20 protein-coding genes are annotated in these 17,967 nt (G+C 65.6%); 15 read left to right on the forward strand and 5 right to left on the reverse strand.

The features are described 5' to 3' along the window. The 4 genes from ACO6VM_RS23620 to ACO6VM_RS23635 form a co-directional block, all read left to right on the forward strand. The coding region (locus ACO6VM_RS23620) for a helix-turn-helix domain-containing protein (protein WP_422403880.1) at nt 1-252 on the forward strand (252 nt) is incomplete at its 5' end. Between the two features lie 66 nt (nt 253-318). Further along, a complete protein-coding gene (gene mpl / locus ACO6VM_RS23625) occupies nt 319-1,668 on the forward strand; it encodes a UDP-N-acetylmuramate:L-alanyl-gamma-D-glutamyl-meso-diaminopimelate ligase (RefSeq protein WP_323830316.1) in 1,350 nt (449 codons plus the stop codon). Next, nucleotides 1,665-2,294, forward strand: coding sequence for a flavin prenyltransferase UbiX (ubiX, locus tag ACO6VM_RS23630; protein ID WP_125462459.1), 630 nt, complete (start codon nt 1,665-1,667; stop codon nt 2,292-2,294). Before mpl ends, ubiX begins: the two co-directional genes overlap by 4 nt. Next, nucleotides 2,291-2,578 carry a YceK/YidQ family lipoprotein gene (locus ACO6VM_RS23635; protein ID WP_422403881.1) on the forward strand — a complete coding sequence of 96 codons (288 nt, stop codon included), beginning with the start codon at nt 2,291-2,293 and terminating at the stop codon, nt 2,576-2,578. Before ubiX ends, ACO6VM_RS23635 begins: the two co-directional genes overlap by 4 nt. A gap of 133 nt (nt 2,579-2,711) precedes the next feature. Here the strand turns inward: ACO6VM_RS23635 and ACO6VM_RS23640 are convergent, their stop codons facing one another. From ACO6VM_RS23640 to ACO6VM_RS23650, 3 genes are all read right to left on the reverse strand, one after another. Continuing rightward, on the reverse strand, nt 2,712-3,356 hold the full coding sequence (locus ACO6VM_RS23640; RefSeq protein ID WP_401058033.1) for an oxidoreductase: 645 nt from the start codon (nt 3,354-3,356) through the stop codon (nt 2,712-2,714). A 26-nt stretch (nt 3,357-3,382) separates the two neighbouring features. Next, nucleotides 3,383-5,116 carry a C13 family peptidase gene (locus tag ACO6VM_RS23645; RefSeq protein ID WP_390966666.1) on the reverse strand — a complete coding sequence of 578 codons (1,734 nt, stop codon included), beginning with the start codon at nt 5,114-5,116 and terminating at the stop codon, nt 3,383-3,385. 113 nt (nt 5,117-5,229) lie between these two features. Next, a complete protein-coding gene (locus tag ACO6VM_RS23650; protein ID WP_401058035.1) occupies nt 5,230-5,685 on the reverse strand; it encodes a MaoC family dehydratase in 456 nt (151 codons plus the stop codon). A gap of 148 nt (nt 5,686-5,833) precedes the next feature. On the opposite strand from ACO6VM_RS23650, the gene ACO6VM_RS23655 reads away from it, so the two are divergent. From ACO6VM_RS23655 to ACO6VM_RS23665, 3 genes are read left to right on the forward strand one after another with little or no spacing between them, the layout of a single operon-like run. Further along, a complete protein-coding gene (locus ACO6VM_RS23655) occupies nt 5,834-6,196 on the forward strand; it encodes a CidA/LrgA family protein (protein WP_125857298.1) in 363 nt (120 codons plus the stop codon). After that, nucleotides 6,193-6,909, forward strand: coding sequence for an LrgB family protein (locus tag ACO6VM_RS23660; RefSeq protein ID WP_401058037.1), 717 nt, complete (start codon nt 6,193-6,195; stop codon nt 6,907-6,909). Before ACO6VM_RS23655 ends, ACO6VM_RS23660 begins: the two co-directional genes overlap by 4 nt. Nucleotides 6,910-6,918: 9 nt before the next feature. Next, complete coding sequence (locus tag ACO6VM_RS23665; RefSeq protein ID WP_125462465.1) at nt 6,919-7,509, forward strand: LON peptidase substrate-binding domain-containing protein; 591 nt, start codon at nt 6,919-6,921, stop codon at nt 7,507-7,509. Nucleotides 7,510-7,608: 99 nt separating this feature from the next. Here ACO6VM_RS23665 and ACO6VM_RS23670 read toward each other — a convergent pair whose 3' ends face one another. Together ACO6VM_RS23670 and ACO6VM_RS23675 are read right to left on the reverse strand one after the other, a co-directional pair. Next, entirely contained in the window at nt 7,609-8,925 is a 1,317-nt protein-coding gene (locus tag ACO6VM_RS23670; RefSeq protein WP_401058039.1) for a bifunctional DedA family/phosphatase PAP2 family protein, read from the reverse strand. A gap of 3 nt (nt 8,926-8,928) precedes the next feature. Then, nucleotides 8,929-9,621 (reverse strand): DNA-3-methyladenine glycosylase, encoded by a 693-nt coding sequence (locus ACO6VM_RS23675; protein WP_401058040.1) that lies wholly within the window; start codon nt 9,619-9,621, stop codon nt 8,929-8,931. 312 nt (nt 9,622-9,933) lie between these two features. Here ACO6VM_RS23675 and ACO6VM_RS23680 point away from each other — a divergent pair, with 312 nt between their 5' ends. From ACO6VM_RS23680 to ACO6VM_RS23715, 8 genes are read left to right on the forward strand one after another with little or no spacing between them, the layout of a single operon-like run. Beyond that, a complete protein-coding gene (locus tag ACO6VM_RS23680) occupies nt 9,934-11,205 on the forward strand; it encodes a glutamate-5-semialdehyde dehydrogenase (protein WP_422403882.1) in 1,272 nt (423 codons plus the stop codon). A gap of 34 nt (nt 11,206-11,239) precedes the next feature. Further along, nucleotides 11,240-11,866: a nicotinate-nucleotide adenylyltransferase gene (nadD, locus tag ACO6VM_RS23685; protein WP_401058153.1), complete on the forward strand. Its 627-nt coding sequence runs from the start codon at nt 11,240-11,242 to the stop codon at nt 11,864-11,866. A gap of 44 nt (nt 11,867-11,910) precedes the next feature. Then, on the forward strand, nt 11,911-12,339 hold the full coding sequence (gene rsfS / locus ACO6VM_RS23690; protein ID WP_110993391.1) for a ribosome silencing factor: 429 nt from the start codon (nt 11,911-11,913) through the stop codon (nt 12,337-12,339). 9 nt (nt 12,340-12,348) lie between these two features. Beyond that, on the forward strand, nt 12,349-12,816 hold the full coding sequence (rlmH, locus tag ACO6VM_RS23695) for a 23S rRNA (pseudouridine(1915)-N(3))-methyltransferase RlmH (RefSeq protein WP_023631106.1): 468 nt from the start codon (nt 12,349-12,351) through the stop codon (nt 12,814-12,816). A gap of 16 nt (nt 12,817-12,832) precedes the next feature. After that, nucleotides 12,833-14,731, forward strand: coding sequence for a penicillin-binding protein 2 (gene mrdA / locus ACO6VM_RS23700; RefSeq protein WP_110993392.1), 1,899 nt, complete (start codon nt 12,833-12,835; stop codon nt 14,729-14,731). 38 nt (nt 14,732-14,769) lie between these two features. Next, entirely contained in the window at nt 14,770-15,873 is a 1,104-nt protein-coding gene (gene rodA, locus ACO6VM_RS23705; RefSeq protein WP_390966857.1) for a rod shape-determining protein RodA, read from the forward strand. Between the two features lie 17 nt (nt 15,874-15,890). Then, complete coding sequence (gene mltB, locus ACO6VM_RS23710) at nt 15,891-16,901, forward strand: lytic murein transglycosylase B (protein ID WP_347150079.1); 1,011 nt, start codon at nt 15,891-15,893, stop codon at nt 16,899-16,901. Beyond that, entirely contained in the window at nt 16,901-17,899 is a 999-nt protein-coding gene (locus ACO6VM_RS23715; protein ID WP_422403883.1) for a septal ring lytic transglycosylase RlpA family protein, read from the forward strand. The genes mltB and ACO6VM_RS23715 overlap by 1 nt, the downstream gene beginning before the upstream one ends. The last annotated feature ends 68 nt before the right edge of the window (nt 17,900-17,967 follow it).

The raw sequence follows: 17,967 nt of genomic DNA on the forward strand, positions 1-17,967 counted from the left end.
CCCCCCCCCCTCCCCTCCCCCCCCCCCCCCCCCCCCCCCCCCCCCCCCCCCCCCCCCCCCCCCCCCCCCCCCCCCCCCCCCCCCCCCTCCCACAATGGTCATGCTCGCCTTGAGAATGCCGAACGTGATGCATTGCTGGCAGTACTGGAAGCAAACCGCTGGCACATGACCCATGTCGCCGAGCACTTGGGCATCAGCCGCAACACCCTGTATCGGAAACTGCGCAAACACGGCATCGCCAGGGCCGGCTGAGCGAAACAGCGGGTGCGATTTCCCGCGCCCTGGGCTACCCTGCGTCGACGTTTTGCGAGGTCGACCATGCACATTCATATTCTCGGTATTTGCGGCACTTTCATGGGCTCGCTGGCGGTGCTGGCCAAGGCACTTGGCCATCGCGTCACCGGCTCGGACGCCAACGTCTATCCGCCCATGAGCACCCAGCTCGAAGCCCAGGGCATCGAGCTCACCCAGGGCTATGACCCTGCACAACTGGAGCCGGCCCCGGACCTGGTGGTGATCGGCAACGCCATGTCGCGGGGCAACCCGGCGGTGGAGTACGTGCTGAACAAGGGCCTGCCTTATGTGTCCGGCCCGCAGTGGCTGGCCGACCATGTGCTGCAGGGCCGTTGGGTGCTGGCAGTGGCCGGTACCCACGGCAAGACCACCACCAGCAGCATGCTGGCCTGGGTGCTCGAACACGCCGGCATGAGCCCGGGCTTCCTGATCGGTGGCGTGCCGCAGAACTTCTCGGTCTCCGCCCGCCTGGGCGATACGCCGTTCTTCGTGGTCGAGGCCGATGAATACGACAGCGCGTTCTTCGACAAACGCTCGAAGTTCGTCCACTACCACCCGCGCACTGCGATCCTCAACAACCTTGAGTTCGATCACGCGGACATCTTCCCGGACCTTGCATCCATCGAGCGGCAGTTCCATCACCTGGTGCGCACCATCCCGAGCGAAGGCCTGGTGATCCACCCGACCACCGAGCAGGCCCTGGAGCGGGTGATCGGCATGGGCTGCTGGACCCCGGTGCAGACCACCGGCGAGGGTGGCCAATGGCAGGCACGCCTGCTCAGCGCCGACGGCTCGCGCTTCGAAGTGCTGTTCGGCGGTGAGGTGCAAGGTGTGGTGGACTGGGAAATGACCGGCCAGCACAACGTCGCCAACGCCCTGGCCACCCTGGCCGCCGCCCGTCATGTCGGTGTGGTGCCGGCCATGGCCATCGACGGCCTCAGTGCGTTCAAGAGCGTGAAGCGGCGCATGGAGAAGGTCGCCGAAGTGCAGGGCGTGACCATCTACGACGACTTCGCCCACCACCCGACCGCCATCGCCACCACCCTCGACGGCCTGCGCAAGCGTGTCGGCGAGGCGCCGGTGATCGCGGTGATCGAGCCGCGCTCCAACTCCATGAAGCTCGGCGCGCACCGCGATGGCTTGCCGGAAAGCGTCAACGATGCCGACCAGGTGATCTGGTATGCCCCGGCCAACCTGGGTTGGGACCTCGCCGCCACGGCCGCCCAGTGCAAGGTGCCCAGTGTGGTTGCCGACAGCCTCGAAGCGATCATCGAACGCATCAAGGGCCAGGCCCGCCCGGGCACCCATGTGGTGATCATGAGCAACGGCGGTTTCGGCGGCCTGCATGGCAAGCTGGCCGAGGCCCTGAAGTGAACGGGCCGCAGCGCATCACCCTGGCCATGACCGGCGCCTCTGGGGCGCAGTATGGCCTGCGCCTGCTCGACTGCCTGGTGCGTGAGGACCGCGAGGTGCACTTTCTCATCTCCAAGGCTGCGCAACTGGTGATGGCCACCGAGACCGATGTGCTGCTGCCGGCCAAGCCCCAGGCGATGCAGGCCTTCCTCACCGAGTACACCGGCGCCGCCGATGGGCAGATCCGTGTGTATGGCAAGGAAGACTGGATGTCGCCGGTGGCTTCGGGTTCCGGCGCGCCGGCGGCGATGGTGGTGGTGCCCTGTTCCACCGGTACCCTTTCGGCGATTGCCACCGGCGCCTGCAACAACCTGATCGAACGCGCGGCCGACGTCACGCTCAAGGAGCGACGCCAGTTGATCCTGGTGCCGCGTGAAGCACCGTTCTCCACCATCCACCTGGAGAACATGCTAAAGCTTTCGCAGATGGGAGCGGTGATCCTGCCGGCGGCGCCGGGCTTCTACCACCAGCCGCAGACCATCGACGACCTGGTGGATTTCGTCGTGGCGCGCATTCTCAACCTGCTGAACATTCCCCAGGACATGCTGCCGCGTTGGGGTGAGCATCACTACGGGGTCGACGATTGAGGCGGGTTCTGCTCGGGCTGCTGGTGCTGGCTCAGCTTGGCGGTTGTGCCACGGTGCGCACGCTGGACGCGAACAAGCCGGGCGCCCCGGTGGTGTATGCCGGGACGCGGCTGGACCTGTATGTGATCAATGGCGGCTGTTGCCCGCAAGATCACTTCGGTGCGCTGGCGCCGGCCTATCCGGGGCTGGACCTGCCGGGGAGCGCGTTGCTCGATACCCTGTTGTTGCCGTTGTCGTTGCTGACGGCGGCGGGGGTAGGCTTCAACGCCACAGGCGGGCTTTAGAAACATTGCGGGGCAAGCCCGCTCCCACGCCAGCAGCTCCAGATTTACACCAGTGGGATAGGAAAGGGCCTGCCCCCCAAGACATCGGTGGCGTGGGAGCGGGCTTGCCCCGCGATTGCTTATTAATGGGCGATCACTTTTTGCCCAGCCTGCGCAGTTCGTCCGACTCGACCACCCGAATCCCGTCCTCTTCTTCCAGCGCCAGGCGCCACAGCGCCCGGGCCAGCGTACAGGCCTCGATCCCACGATACTTGCCCGGGATCAGCCGGGAGAAGGGCGCGGCCATGCGCTCACCCAGTCGAGGCTCGATGCGCTCGCCCAACAGCAATGACGGCCGCACGATGGTCAGCTGCGGCCAGTCCTGTTGCTTGAGCGCCTCTTCCATCTCGCCTTTGACTCGGTTGTAGAAGATCGAAGATTTTGCGTCGGCCCCCAGCGCGCTGATTACCAGCAGGTGGCGCGCACCCATCTCGCGGGCGCGCTTGCTGAAGGCCACGACCATGTCCAGGTCGACCGCACGGAAGGCGTTTTCCGAGCCGGCCTGCTTGAGTGTGGTGCCCAGGCAGCAGAAGGCGATATCGACACGGCCGGCCAGTTGCGGGAGAAACACGGCCGGGTCACCCACCGGGTTTTCCAGGTGCGGGTGCTCGGCCAGCGGCCGGCGAGTCGGCGCCAGCACGCGGCTGATGGTGGGCTCGTTGAGCAGGCGGTCGAGCAGGTGTTCACCCGTCAGACCCGTGGCACCGGCAAGCAGGACATGCTGAGGCGTCAAGTACATGATGTCTCTCCCTTGTTACACACAGCTTAGTGGGTGGCAGGTATTTTTGCCTGTTCGCCCGGTACTGGCTGTGTGCCATTGCGCAAGGCTTGTTCGGCCTGTTGCCGGCGCAGGCGCTGCCAGTGCGTGACTACTGCCGGCGGCGCCCAGAGCTGCGGCTCAGAGGCTTCGAAGCCTTCCCTTCTCTCCCGTTCGGCAACACTTTGCCGCGCCAGTTCAAACGCCTGTTTCAGGTCATCGGTCTGGTTCAATGCCTGGGCGAACAGGGCATCGCCGAAATAGGTGAAGTCGGCCTCTTCCGAGCAGCCGAACGATACCCGGTCGGGGCGGGCGGCGGTCATGATCAAGGTCCGGTCGTCCTTGAGCGGGGCGATGTAGCCACCGGAGTAACAGGCGGAGACAACGATGACCTTGTCGCGGTCCTTGAGGGGGGCGAGGGCGCTGGCCAGCTCATCGGCGGTCAGGTCGGCCAGTTGCAGGCGCGGCTGGTCGAGCACCAATTGGTGGTCATGGCTGCCGTGGCTGGTCAGGTAGACGAACACCAGGTCTTCCGGGCCGCTGCGCTCGGCGATCACGCGGGCGGCGCGGGTGAGGTTCTCGCGGGTGGCCATGGGGCGGTCGGCGAGGTGGTCGCGGTGGTTGACCAGGGTCACCTGGCCATGGGCGCCGAAGCGAACCTTGAGCATGTTGCTGACGTAGTCGGCCTCGCGCATGAACACGCTTTGCTGACCATCGCCGGCCACCACCAGGCTGTACAGCTGCACGGGTGGGAGCGAGCGCGGCACCTTGCTCAGGGCATCGTCCAGCAGCTTGCCCTGGTTGAGGAGGGCCAGGTCGAGTGGGTCGGGCAGCAGCTTGCTGTTCTCGTCACGCACACGCACGCCGTTGGTCCAGTAGCCAGCCTCGACCCGGCCGTCGGGGTGGGTCAGGCGGCCATGGCCCTGGTAGGCGTCGTCGGCGAAGCCGCCAATGTACTCGCTGCCATCGGCCAGTTGCAGGCTGCCGTTGCCATTGAAGCGCCAGTCACGAAAAGCCCCTTTGTAGCGGCTGCCGTCGCTGCCCAGCAGTTCGCCCTGGCCCACCAGTGAGCCATCCTTGAAGTCGCCGATCCACACATCGCCGTCGACATTCTCGTAGCGCCCTCGGCCTTCGAGGTGGTTGTCCTTGAACTCACCGATGTACTGCTCGCCGTCGGCGCTGTCGTAGGTGCCGGCGCCCTGCAGCTGGCCGTCGATGAAATGGCCGCTGAACTGGTTGCCGCTGGCATCGCTGCGTACCCCGGCGCCATTGGGCTTGCCTTTGGCGAACAGGCCCTGGTAACGGCTGCCGTCGGCCAGGTCGAGCTGGCCGGCGCCGTCGTACTGGTCGTCCTTGAACTGGCCGCGGTAGGTCTGGTCATGTTGCTTGAGGGTGCCTTCGCCGTCGCGGCGGCCGTGCTTGAAGGTGCCGGCGTAGTGGCTGCCCGGGGTGGTGAGGTCGCCCAGGCCCTCGAACAGCCCGGCGGCGAACTGGCCACGGTAGACCTCGCCGTTGCTGCCGTGCCATTCGCCCTGGCCATGCCATTGGCCATCCTTGAAGGTGCCGGCGTACCAGCTGCCATTGGGGTAGTCGATGCGCCCCTCGCCCTGCAACAGGCCGTTGACCACCTGGCCCCGGTAGCGGCCGCCGTCGGGCAGGCGGGCGTCAGGTGGCGACAAGGGTTCGCCATCGCCGCAGGCGGCGAGCAGCAGGATCAGGGTCAGGGGTAGCAGGGAGCGCATGGCGGAGTCCGGGCCGAACGATGCATGGAGTATGCCGCACAATGCGTGAAAGGGTGAATTGGGGCGTTTGTGGGAGTGGGTAAGCCCACTCCCACAGGTGTTCAGTCAGCCCTTCAGACGAAGCAGAGCGACAGCGGCTCGGCGATGTAGGCCGGTTTCTCTTGACCTTCGATCTCGAGGGTGACGGTGGCCTTGAGCAGCCACTGACCGGGCTTCTTCTCGATGGCTTCGGTCAGGTCCACCTTCAACCGCACATTGCTGTCGACTTTGACCGGCTGGATGAAGCGCACGCTGTCCAGGCCGTAGTTGACCACCATCTTCAAGCCTTCGGGCAGCACCAGCAGGTCCTCCATCAGCTTGGGGATCAGCGACAGCGTGAGGAAACCATGGGCGATGGTGGTGCCGAACGGGGTCTTCGCCGCTTTGACCGGGTCGACATGGATGAACTGGAAATCGCCGGTGGCCTCGGCGAACAGGTTGATGCGTTGCTGATCGATCTTCAGCCAGGCGGAACGTCCCAGTTCCTTACCAACGTACTGCGAAAGCTCTGTAACCGGTACATGGGGCATCGCGACTCTCCAGGTTGTCATTTGGTACGAAGGTGCAAGATCAGCACGGCCAGCCGTTGCAGTCAAGTTATGCCTTTTTCGCCGAATATCGCCTTATAGCCGCGTGCTTGGCGTGCTTATAATGGCCGCCTGCTTTCGGGAGGTCTTTATGCTGTTGCGTGGGTTGACCTGGCTGGTGCTGTTCCAGCTGCTGGGGACAGCGATCAATCATCTGTTCCTGCCTATCCTGCCCGGGCCGATCATCGGCCTGTTGCTGCTGTTGGCCTTCCTGATGGCGCGTGGTGAAGTGGGCAAGCCGCTCAACGAAGCCGCCAGCAGCCTGCTGCGCTACCTGCCGTTGCTGCTGGTGCCGCCGGCCGTGGGGGTGATGGTCTACGCCAGGGACATTGCCGCCGACTTCTGGGCCATCGCCGGCGCCTTGCTGATCTCCTGCCTGGTGACCCTGGTGTTCGTTGGCGTGCTGATGCAGAAGCTGATCCACCGCCAGGGCAAGCGCGAGGAACTGCCATGACCCTCGACTGGCACGGCGCGCTCGACGCGGTGATCCATCATCCGTTGTTCGGCATCGGTATCACCCTGGCGGCCTACCAGCTGGTGCTGGCGGCCTATGAGAAAACCCGCTGGATCTTCCTGCAGCCGGTGCTGGTGTCGATGCTGGTGGTGATCGGCGTGCTGCTGGTGTGCGGCATCGATTACGCCGAGTACCGCAAGAGCACCGAGATCATGGGTACGCTGCTGGGGCCGGCTACCGTGGCCCTGGCAGTGCCGCTCTACCTGAACCTGCGTCGCATCCGTCAGCTGTTCTGGCCGACATTTACTACGCTGGTAATCGGAGGTTTGTTCGCCACGCTGGCCTGCCTGGCGCTGGGCTGGTGGTTCGGCGCCGAGCACATGATCCTGATGACCATGGCGCCCAAGTCGGTCACCTCGCCGATCGCCATGCTGGTGGCCGAACAGATTGGTGGCGTGGCGGCGCTGGCGGCGGTGTTCGTGCTGATCACCGGGGTGATCGGGGCGATCTTCGGCCCGGCGCTGTTGACCCGCTTCGCTGTGCTCAGCCCCGAGGCCCGGGGCATGGCCCTTGGCGTAACCGCCCACGCGGTGGGTACCTCGGTGGCCTTGCAGGAAAGTGATGAATGCGGCGCCTTCGCCGCGCTGGCGATGAGCCTGATGGGGGTGGCCACGGCGGTGTTCCTGCCGTTGGCGGTCAGCCTGGTGGCATGAGGACTTGAGATGACGTTACCGCTGTTTCCCCTCAATACCGTGCTGTTCCCCGGTTGCCTGCTCGACCTGCAGATCTTCGAGGCGCGCTACCTGGACATGATCGGCCGCTGCATGAAGCAAGGTGCAGGCTTTGGTGTGGTGTGCATCCTCGAGGGCGAGCAGGTGGGCAAGGCCCCGCCGGCGGTGGCATCGATCGGTTGTGAGGCGCTGATCCGCGATTTCGTGCAGCAGGACAACGGCCTGCTGGGGATTCGCGTCGAAGGTGTGCGGCGTTTCAGTGTCGAGCAGACCGAGGTGCAGAAGGACCAGTTGCTGGTTGGCGAAGTCAACTGGCTGCCGGAACTGGCCGACAGTCCGCTGGTAGAGCAGGACGATGACCTGCTGGCGCTGCTGTTGGCGCTGGGCGAGCACCCGATGGTCGAGGCGCTGGACATGCCGCGTGACGTGGACGGGCGGCAGTCGCTGGGCAACCAGCTCGCCTACCTGTTGCCGTTCATGGAAGAAGACAAGCTCGATTTGCTGGCGATCGATTCGCCGCAGCAACGGCTGGAGGCGATCCAGGCGCTGCTGGAGCGGATCCAGGGTGAGCTGTTCGCCTGAGTTCTTCATCGGCCCCTTCGCGGCTGAAGCCGCTCCCACAGGGTCTGCGTATAACCTGTGGGAGCGGCTTTAGCCGCGAAGGGGCCAGCGCAGCAGCCCTCAATACTGGTAACGCAGCAACGCCTTCGGCAACGCATGCAGCACAAAGAACGCCAGCAGCGCGACACACGCCGGCAGCACCAGCCACCACACCCGTTGCGACAACGCCGTGAGCGGCTGGCGATACTGCACCAGCGTCAGGCCCAGCGCGCACACGCAACACGCCAACAGCGCCCCGGCCAGGATGTCGGTCGGCCAGTGCGCCCCCAGGTACACCCGCGACAGGGCGATCGCCAGGGCCGGCAGGCAGCCCAGCATCACCCAGGTCAGGCGCATGCGCGGTGGTTGCCCGCGCCCGGCCAGTACCGCCAGCACCAGGAAGAAGGCGAACGCCGCCGAACTGTGGCCGCTGGGCATGCTGTAGCTGGTCAGCGGGTCACTCAGCACCTCCGGGCGGGCCCGGGCGAACAGCCATTTCAGCGTGCCATTGGCGATTGCCGTGCCGATCAGTACCGAGCCTGCGAACAGTGCATGGCGCCACTGCCGGGCCAACAGCAACAGCCCGGTCAGCAGGCCGCCGAGGAAGAACTGGGTACGGAAATCGCCCAGGCGGGTGATCATCACCACCGCGCCGTCGAGCGCCTGGCTGCGGTGTTCCTGCACCAGGGTCATCACCCCTTGGTCGAATTCGCTCAGGTACGGCCAGCCGACGAACAGGGCGGCCACCGCCACGCCGCTGAGCGCGGCGACCAGGCGGGTGCCGTGGCGCTGGTCGCGGATGCTGCTGTTCAGGCTCAGGCCAATCAATACCGCAAGGGTGCCGACGATGATCCCGGCATCCAGCCAGAACCCCTCGGGCAGCGGCAGGCGCATGGCGGCGCCGGTGGCCCAGCCAGGCAGCAGGTAGGCCACCGACCAGCCGGCGCCGGCCACCAGGCTGACGGCGATGAAGCGTGGCAGCGGCATGTCGAACATGCCCGCGACCATCGGCAGCATCGGCCGCAGCGGGCCGATGAAGCGGCCCACCAGCAGGCTGGCGATGCCGTAGCGCTGGAAGTAGGCCTCGGCGCTGCCGATCCACTCCGGGTGGCTGCGCAGCAGTGGCAGGCGGCGGATGTTCTGGTGGAAATACTTGCCCACGGCATAGGAAATGGCGTCACCCAGCAGGCCGCCGAGGAAGCCCAGCAACAGGGTTTCGCCCAGGCTGAAGGCGCCGCTGCCGGCCAGCACGGCGACAGCGAACAGCAGTACGGTGCCGGGCACGATGATGCCCGCGATCGCCAGGCATTCCACGCAGGCCACCACGAAGATCGCCAGGCCCAGCCACTGCGGGTTGGCGCCAAGCCAGGTGGTCAGGCTGTCGAGCCATTCGCCCATGGGTCAGTTTCCTTGTTCGAGAATGAAGAAGTCTTGGCCTTCGACCTGGCCGCGGCGCAGTGGGTTGCGCGTGCAGTGGCGGGCGTATTCGGCGTCGACGAAGCGATAGGGCAGGTGCTCGTCACGGCCGTGGGGGATGCCCAGTCGGGCGGCCTGCAGCACCCGGGGCACGCGGATGCCGCAGTCCTCGACGTACAGCCGCTCGGGGTCGAAGCGCTGGGCGTCCCAGTGCGGCACCTTGAGGCCCATGGCCCGGCACAGAAGGGTCTGGCCGTTGCACAGGCGTTCGGGCGGGCGCAGGTTGCCGCTGGCGTCGGGGTTGTTCAGTTGCATCTGCGCCAGGCTGTTTTCGTCGGACAGGGCATCGACCCAAGGGTAGGCGGACTTGATCAGCACCGCGTTGCCCGGGCCTTGGGCGCTGAAGTTCAGTGAGTCGCCACCGCGGGCGTAGTACATGTAGATGTGCCCGCCATCGAGGAACAGCGCCTTGCGCTTTTCGGTGAAACCCAGGGACGCGTGGCTGCCCTTGTCGGTGAGGTAGTAGGCCTCGGTCTCGATGATCCGCGCTGCCAGCCAGAGATTGCCGTGACGGTGGCGGATCACCTTGCCGAGCAGGTCGCGGGCGAGGGTCTGGGCGTCGCGGTCGAAAAAGCTGTCAGGCAGGGCACGGGCCGGGCAGGGGGCGTGTTCGGGCATGCGGGCGGTTCGTGGCGGTAAAGCCGGGGATGATAGCAATGAATGGCTTAATCGAGGCTGAATCAGGTTGGTTCCATCGCGGGGCAAGTCGCATCGGCGCACCGCCGCTCCCACGTAGGCGCCCAGGACCCAGTAATCACGTGAGAGCGGGCTTGCCCCGCGATAGATGCGAGAAAATTCCGATACGGGCGGTTACATCTTTCCTACGCATCGATGCCCACCATTTTCTACCATCCGCCACCCACCGCTGGGCGTACCGAAGCGCGCCAGTTATAATCAGCCGATTTCCCCTTTCGCCAAGACACCGAGCCCATGACTGAGTCCGTTCTTGACTACATGACCCGCCTGGGTCACGCCGCCCGTGAGGCCTCGCGGGTCATCGGCCGTGCCAGCACCGCGCAGAAGAACCGCGCCCTGCAGGCCGCCGCCGACGCGCTGGACGCCGCCCGCGACGCGCTCACCGCAGCCAATGAACAGGACCTTGCCAACGGCCGTGCCAATGGCCTTGAGCCCGCACTGCTCGACCGCCTGGCACTCACCCCGGCGCGCATCGACGGCATGATCACCGGCCTGCGCCAGGTGGCCAGCCTGCCGGACCCGGTCGGCGCCATGCGGGACATGAGCTACCGCCCGTCGGGCATCCAGGTCGGCAAGATGCGCGTGCCGCTGGGGGTGATCGGGATCATCTACGAATCGCGTCCCAACGTGACCATCGACGCCGCCAGCCTGTGCCTCAAGTCGGGCAACGCCACCATCCTGCGCGGCGGCTCCGAAGCCATCCATTCCAACCGCGCCATTGCCACCTGCATCCAGCGTGGCCTGGCCGAAGCCGGCCTGCCGCCGGCGGTGGTGCAGGTGGTCGAGACCACCGACCGCGCCGCGGTGGGCGCGCTGATCAGCATGCCCGAGTTCGTCGATGTGATCGTGCCGCGCGGCGGCCGTGGCCTGATCGAACGCATCAGCCGTGATGCGCGGGTGCCGGTGATCAAGCACCTGGACGGCATCTGCCACGTTTTCGTCGACGAACACGCCGACCTGGACAAGGCCTGGCGCGTTGCCTTCAACGCCAAGACCTACCGCTACGGCATCTGCGGCGCCATGGAAACGCTGCTGGTCGATCAGCGCGTGGCCGAGCGCTTCCTGCCGGAGATGGCCCGCCGCTTCCAGGAAAAGGGCGTCGAGCTGCGCGGTTGCCAGCGCACCCAGGCGATCATCGACTGCCAGCCGGCCACTGAAGACGACTGGCACACCGAATACCTCGACGCGATCCTGTCGATCCGTGTGGTCGACGGCCTGGAGCAGGCCATCGAGCACATCAACCACTATGGCTCGCACCACACCGATTCGATCATCACCGAACACCAGGGCCAGGCCCGGCGCTTCATCGCCGAGGTCGACTCGGCGTCGGTCATGCTCAACACCCCGACCTGCTTCGCCGATGGCTTCGAGTACGGCCTGGGCGCGGAGATCGGCATTTCCACCGACAAGCTGCATGCCCGTGGCCCGGTCGGCCTGGAAGGCCTGACCTGCGAGAAGTACGTGGTGATCGGCGACGGCCAGCTGCGCGGCCAGGAGTCCTGCTGAGTTGAGCAAGGCGGTGGCAGTTCGGCGCGTCGGCATGCTCGGCGGTACCTTCGACCCGGTGCATATCGGTCACCTGCGCAGTGCGCTGGAAGTGGCCGAGTTCATGCACCTGGACGAACTGCGCCTGCTGCCCAACGCCCGCCCACCGCACCGCGATACGCCACAAGTGGCGGCGCAGGACCGGTTGGCCATGGTGCGCAGCGCCGTAGAGGGTGTCGGCTGCCTGAGCGTGGACGCCCGCGAGCTGGCGCGCGACAAGCCGTCGTACACCATCGACACCCTCGAATCGGTGCGTGCCGAGCTGAACGAGCACGACCAGTTGTTCCTGATCATGGGCTGGGACGCGTTCTGCGGCCTGCCCAGCTGGCACCGCTGGGAAGAGTTGTTGCAACACTGTCACATCCTGGTGCTGCAACGCCCGGATGCTGATGTCGAACCCCCTGACGAGCTGCGCAACCTGCTGGCTGCGCGCTCACAGAACGACCCCACCGCCATGTCCGGCCCGGCGGGGCACATTTCGTTCGTCTGGCAGACGCCGCTTGCGGTGTCCGCCACGCAGATCCGACAGCTGCTGGCCAGCGGCAAGTCGGCGCGGTTCCTGGTGCCGGACGCAGTACTGGCCTACATCGAGGCGCACGATCTGTATCGTGCGTCCAACTGACGGCGCCCACGGGCGCCTCATTCAATGAGTTGAACGAGTTTTATATGACCAAGCAGAAAATCAATGGCATCAGTGGCGAAGAGCTGGTCGCGCTGACCAAGGCCGCGCTGGAAGACGTCAAGGCCCAGGACATCCAGGTTATCGACGTGCGCGAGAAGCACAGCCTGACCGACTTCATGATCATCGCCACCGGTACTTCCAATCGCCAGATCAACGCGATGCTGGAAAAGGTCCGTGAAGCGGTCAAGGCCAAGGGCGCTCAGCCACTGGGCGAAGAAGGCAAGGGCGACAGCGACTGGGTGCTGCTGGACCTGAACGACGTCATCGTGCACATGATGACCGCCGCCGCGCGCCAGTTCTACGACCTGGAACGCCTGTGGCTGGGTGCCGAGCAGAGCCGTGCCAACGATGGCAAGCACCACAGCCCGGAGCACGCGCACGAGTATTCCGACAAGCTCAAAGACCGGGAATAAGGAAGCGTCGTGCGTCTGCGTCTGATCGCGGTCGGCTCGCGCATGCCCAAGTGGGTCGAGGAAGGCTGGCATGAATATGCCAAGCGCCTGCCCCCTGAGCTTGCGCTCGAGCTGGTGGAAATCCCGCTGAATACCCGCGGCAAGAACGCCGATGTCGCCCGCCTGATCCGTCAGGAGGGCGAGGCGATGCTGAGCAAGGTGCAGCCCGGGGAACGCATCGTCACGCTGGAGGTCCATGGCAAGCCGTGGAGTACCGAGCAGTTGGCGGGCGAGCTGGACCGTTGGCGCCTGGATGCGCGTACGGTCAACCTGATGGTGGGCGGCCCGGAAGGGCTGGCGCCGGAGGTCTGCGCACGCAGCGAGCAGCGTTGGTCGCTGTCGCCGCTGACGTTGCCGCACCCGTTGGTAAGGATACTGATCGGCGAGCAGATCTATCGCGCCTGGACCGTGCTGTCCGGGCATCCGTACCACAAATGAACCTGTAAGCCCGCCGATGCCGCAGCAGATCCGCCTCAAGGACCACGAGAAAGACGCCCGCCTGGTGCGCAACCGCGTCGTCGTGGGCGCCGTGGCGGTGGTACTGCTCGTCTGCGTATTGATCGCCCGGCTCTACTTCCTTCAGGTCATCCAGTTCGACTACCACTCGACGCTGTCGGAAAACAACCGGGTGCATGTGCAGCCGATCCCGCCGACCCGCGGGCTGATCTTCGACCGCAACGGGGTGATCGTCGCCGACAACCGGCCCAGCTTCAGCCTGGTGATGACCCGCGAACGCTCCGGCAACCCTGGCAAGTGGCAGGAAGTGCTGGATGTGATCGTCGAGGTGCTGGAGCTCACCCCGGATGACCGTGCCCTGTTCGAGAAGCGCATGAAGCAGGGGCGTCGGCCATTCGAGCCGGTGCCGATCCTGTTCGAGCTCAACGAAGAACAGATCGCCCGTATCGCGGTCAACCAGTTCCGCCTGCCCGGTGTCGAAGTGGCGGCGCAGTTGGTGCGTCACTACCCGCAGGGCGCGCACTTTGCCCACTCGGTGGGCTATGTGGGGCGGATCAACGAGAAAGAGCTGAAGACCCTCGACCCGGTGAACTACAGCGGCACCCACCACATCGGCAAGACCGGCATCGAGCGGTTCTACGAAGATGACCTGCACGGCCAGGTGGGCTACGAGGAAGTCGAGACCAATGCCCGTGGCCGGGTGCTGCGGGTGCTCAAGCGCACCGACCCCAAGCCGGGCAAGGACATCGTGCTGAGCCTCGACATCAAGCTGCAGGAAGCGGCCGAGCAGGCGCTGGGCGGGCGGCGCGGCGCGATCGTGGCGCTCGACCCGCGCACCGGCGAAGTGCTGGCGATGGTCAGCCAGCCGAGCTTCGACCCCAACCTGTTCGTCACCGGCATCAGCTTCAAGGCCTATGCCGAGCTGCGCGACTCGATCGACCGGCCACTGTTCAACCGTGTGCTGCGCGGCCTGTACCCGCCGGGTTCGACCATCAAGCCGGCGGTGGCCATTGCCGGCCTGGACAGTGGCGTGGTGACCGCCTCCAGCCGGGTGTTCGACCCGGGCTACTACCAACTGCCCAACTACGACCACAAGTACCGCAACTGGAACCGCACCGGCGATGGCTGGGTGGACCTGGATGTGGCGATCATGCGCTCGAATGACACGTACTTCTACGATCTTGCGCACAAGATGGGCATCGACCGCTTGTCCAACTACATGAACCGGTTCGGCATCGGGCAGAAGGTCTCGCTGGACATGTTCGAGGAATCCCCCGGCCTGATGCCGTCCCGCGAATGGAAGCGCGCCACCCGCCGCCAGGCCTGGTTCCCGGGCGAAACGCTGATCCTCGGTATCGGCCAGGGCTACATGCAGACCACGCCGCTGCAACTGGCCCAGGCCACCGCGCTGATCGCCAACAAGGGGGTGTGGAACCGCCCGCACCTGGCCAAAACCATCGAAGGCCAGCCGCCGGTGGACGAGAACCCGATGGAGAACATCGTCCTGCGCGACAAGTCCGACTGGGCCAAGGTCACCCATGGCATGGAGCAGGTGATGCACGGTGCCCGTGGTACCGCGCGCAAGGCGGCCCTTGGCTCGCAATACCGTATCGCCGGCAAGAGCGGCACCGCACAGGTGGTGGCGATCAAGCAGGGCGAGAAGTACGACCGCAACAAGCTCCAGGAGCGCCACCGCGACCACGCCCTGTTCGTTGCCTTCGCCCCCGCCGAAGACCCGAAGATCGTGGTTTCGGTGATGGTCGAGAACGGCGAGTCCGGCTCCGGTGTCGCCGCCCCCGTGGTACGCCAGGTCATGGACGCCTGGCTGCTCGACGAGAACGGCCGGCTCAAGCCTGAGTTCGGCCCCGCCACAGTCGCCCAGGAAACGGCCCCGTGATGAACAACTTCGATCGCATGCTCTCCAGCGAAGACGTGATGCGCCGGCGCGCCAGCTTCCTGCAGCGCATCCACGTCGACGGCCCCTTGCTGCTCATCCTGCTGACGCTGGCCGCCGGCAGCCTGTTCGTGCTGTATTCGGCCAGTGGCAAGAACTGGGACCTGCTGATGAAGCAGGCCTCTTCCTTCGGCATCGGCCTGGTGTCGATGTTCATCATTGCCCAGCTGGAGCCGCGCTTCATGGCGCGCTGGGTGCCGCTGGCCTACCTCAGCGGGGTGATGCTGTTGGTGGTGGTGGATGTGATGGGCCACAACGCCATGGGCGCCACGCGCTGGATCAACATCCCCGGGGTGATCCGCTTCCAGCCCTCGGAGTTCATGAAGATCATCATGCCGGCGACCATCGCCTGGTACCTGTCCAAGCGCACCCTGCCGCCGCACCTCAAGCACGTGGCGATCAGCCTGGTGTTGATCGGCGTGCCGTTCATCCTCATCGTGCGCCAGCCCGACCTGGGCACGGCGCTGCTGATCCTCGCCTCCGGCGCCTTCGTGCTGTTCATGGGCGGCCTGCGCTGGCGCTGGATCGTCAGTGTGATCGCCGCGGCGGTGCCGGTGGCGGTGGCCATGTGGTTCTTCGTCATGCACGACTACCAGAAGCAGCGCGTGCTGACCTTCCTCGACCCGGAAAGCGACCCGCTGGGCACCGGCTGGAACATCATCCAGTCCAAGGCGGCGATCGGCTCGGGCGGGGTGTTCGGCAAGGGCTGGCTGCTGGGCACCCAGTCGCACCTGGACTTTTTGCCGGAAAGTCACACCGACTTCATCATCGCCGTGTTGGGCGAGGAATTCGGCCTGGTCGGCATCTGCCTGCTGCTGCTGATCTACATGCTGCTGATCGGCCGTGGGCTGATGATCACGGCTCAGGCGCAGACCCTGTTCGGCAAGCTGCTCGCGGGCAGCCTGACCATGACCTTCTTTGTTTATGTGTTCGTCAATATCGGTATGGTCAGCGGCCTTCTGCCCGTGGTGGGTGTGCCGCTGCCCTTCATCAGCTATGGCGGAACTTCGTTGGTGACGCTGCTGTCAGCGTTTGGCGTTCTGATGTCGATCCATACGCACCGCAAATGGATTGCTCAAGTTTGAAAAAGGTGAAGAATTCAATGCAAGCAGTGCGTGGCTGGGTTGCCCGTTGTGTGCCGTGGATCGGTGTGGTGGGCCTGTGCGGCGCTGTCCAGCAAGCCCTTGCCGGCGATTACGACGGCTCGCCCCAGGTGGCCGAGTTCGTTGGCGAGATGACCCGTGACTACGGCTTTGCCAGTGAGCAGTTGCTGGGTGTGTTCAGCGAGGTGCAGCGCAAGCAGGCGATCCTCGACGCGATCTCGCGGCCGGCCGAGCGGGTCAAACCGTGGAAAGAGTACCGTCCGATGTTCATCACCGACGCGCGCATCGCCCGCGGGGTGGACTTCTGGCGCCAACACGAGGCGGTGCTGGCCCGCGCCGAGCAGGAATACGGCGTGCCGGCTCAGTACATCGTCTCGATCATCGGCGTGGAGACCTTCTTCGGCCGCAACACCGGTAACTACCGGGTGATCGACGCACTGTCCACCCTCGGTTTCGACTACCCGCCGCGTGCCGAATTCTTCCGCAAGGAGCTGCGCGAGTTCCTGCTGCTGGCCCGTGACGAGCAGCTCGACCCGCTGACGCTCAAGGGCTCCTACGCCGGCGCCATGGGCCTGCCGCAATTCATGCCGAGCAGCTTTCGCAACTACGCGGTGGATTTCGACGGCGACGGCCATATCAATATCTGGAACAACCCTGACGATGCCATCGGCAGCGTCGCCAGCTACTTCAAGCGTCACGGCTGGGTAGCCGGTGGGGCTGTGGTGAGCCGCGCGCAGGTTGCGGGCGCCAGCGCCGACGAAGGCCTGACCACCGGCATCGAGCCGGTCAAGACCGTGGGGCAGTTGCGAGCGCTGGGCTGGTCGAGTCATGATGCGCTGCGCGATGATCTGCCGGTCACCGCCTTCCGCCTGGAGGGCGAGTACGGCCCCGAGTACTGGATGGGCCAGAAGAACTTCTACGCGATCACTCGCTATAACCGCAGCGTGATGTATGCCATGGCGGTGCATCAGCTTGCCGAACAGCTGGTTCAAGCACGGGGCGTCAAGTAATGCGCGCAATCATCTCTGCCAACACCTTCAAGCTGCTGACCTGCGTCACCGTCGGCATGCTCCTGGTCAGTTGCTCTACCAGCCGCCCGACCTCCCAGGGCAGCGGCAACGCGGTGCGTTCGCAGCCGGGCCTGGACATCAACCGCGCTCACAAGGATGGCGCGCCGTGGTGGGACGTGGACGTCAACAAGATCCCCGACGCCACCCCGACCGTGCACACCGGCAACTACAAGGCCAACCCGTACACGGTACTGGGCAAGACCTATTACCCGATGCAGGACTCGCGCAACTACCGCGCCGAGGGCACTGCCTCGTGGTACGGCACCAAGTTCCACGGGCAGAACACCGCCAACGGCGAACTGTACGACCTCTACGGCATGAGCGCGGCGCACAAGACCCTGCCGCTGCCGGCCTACGTGCGGGTAACCAACCTGGCCAACGGCCGCAGCGTGATCCTGCGGGTCAACGACCGCGGGCCGTTCTATTCCGACCGCATCATCGACCTGTCCTACGCCGCCGCGAAGAAGCTCGGCTATGCCGAGAGCGGCACCGCCCATGTGCGCGTCGAAGGCATCGACCCGCAGCAATGGTGGGCCCAGCGTGGCCAGCAGCCGCCGCTGATGCTCAAGGAACCGCAGGTCGCCCAGGCCCAGCCGATCGCCGCCAGCACTGGGCGTGTCGAACAGTGGACCCCGCCGCCGCAGCAGCATGCAGCGCCCGTGGTGCCGGTGCAGGTGAGCGGCAACAACGTGCCGAACAGCAACGGCGGCAGCATCCTGCAGGTGGGCGCCTTCGCCAACCCGGACGCCGCCGAGTTGCTGCGCTCCAAGCTGAGCACCATGGTCAGTGCGCCGGTGTTCATCAGCTCCATCGTGCGTAACCAGCAGACCCTGCACCGTGTCCGCCTGGGGCCGATCAACAGCCAGGGCGAGATCCAGCAGACCCAGGACAGCATTCGCCTGGCCAATCTCGGCCAGGCCAAAGTAGTGACTGACTGACCGGTCGCATCAACTTCATCGCGGGGCAAGCCCGCTCCCACGCCAGGTGCTCCAAGCAGCGTGGGAGC

This window comes from Pseudomonas sp. GZD-209 (assembly GCF_049310485.1).
Classification (GTDB): Bacteria; Pseudomonadota; Gammaproteobacteria; order Pseudomonadales; family Pseudomonadaceae; genus Aquipseudomonas; species Aquipseudomonas sichuanensis.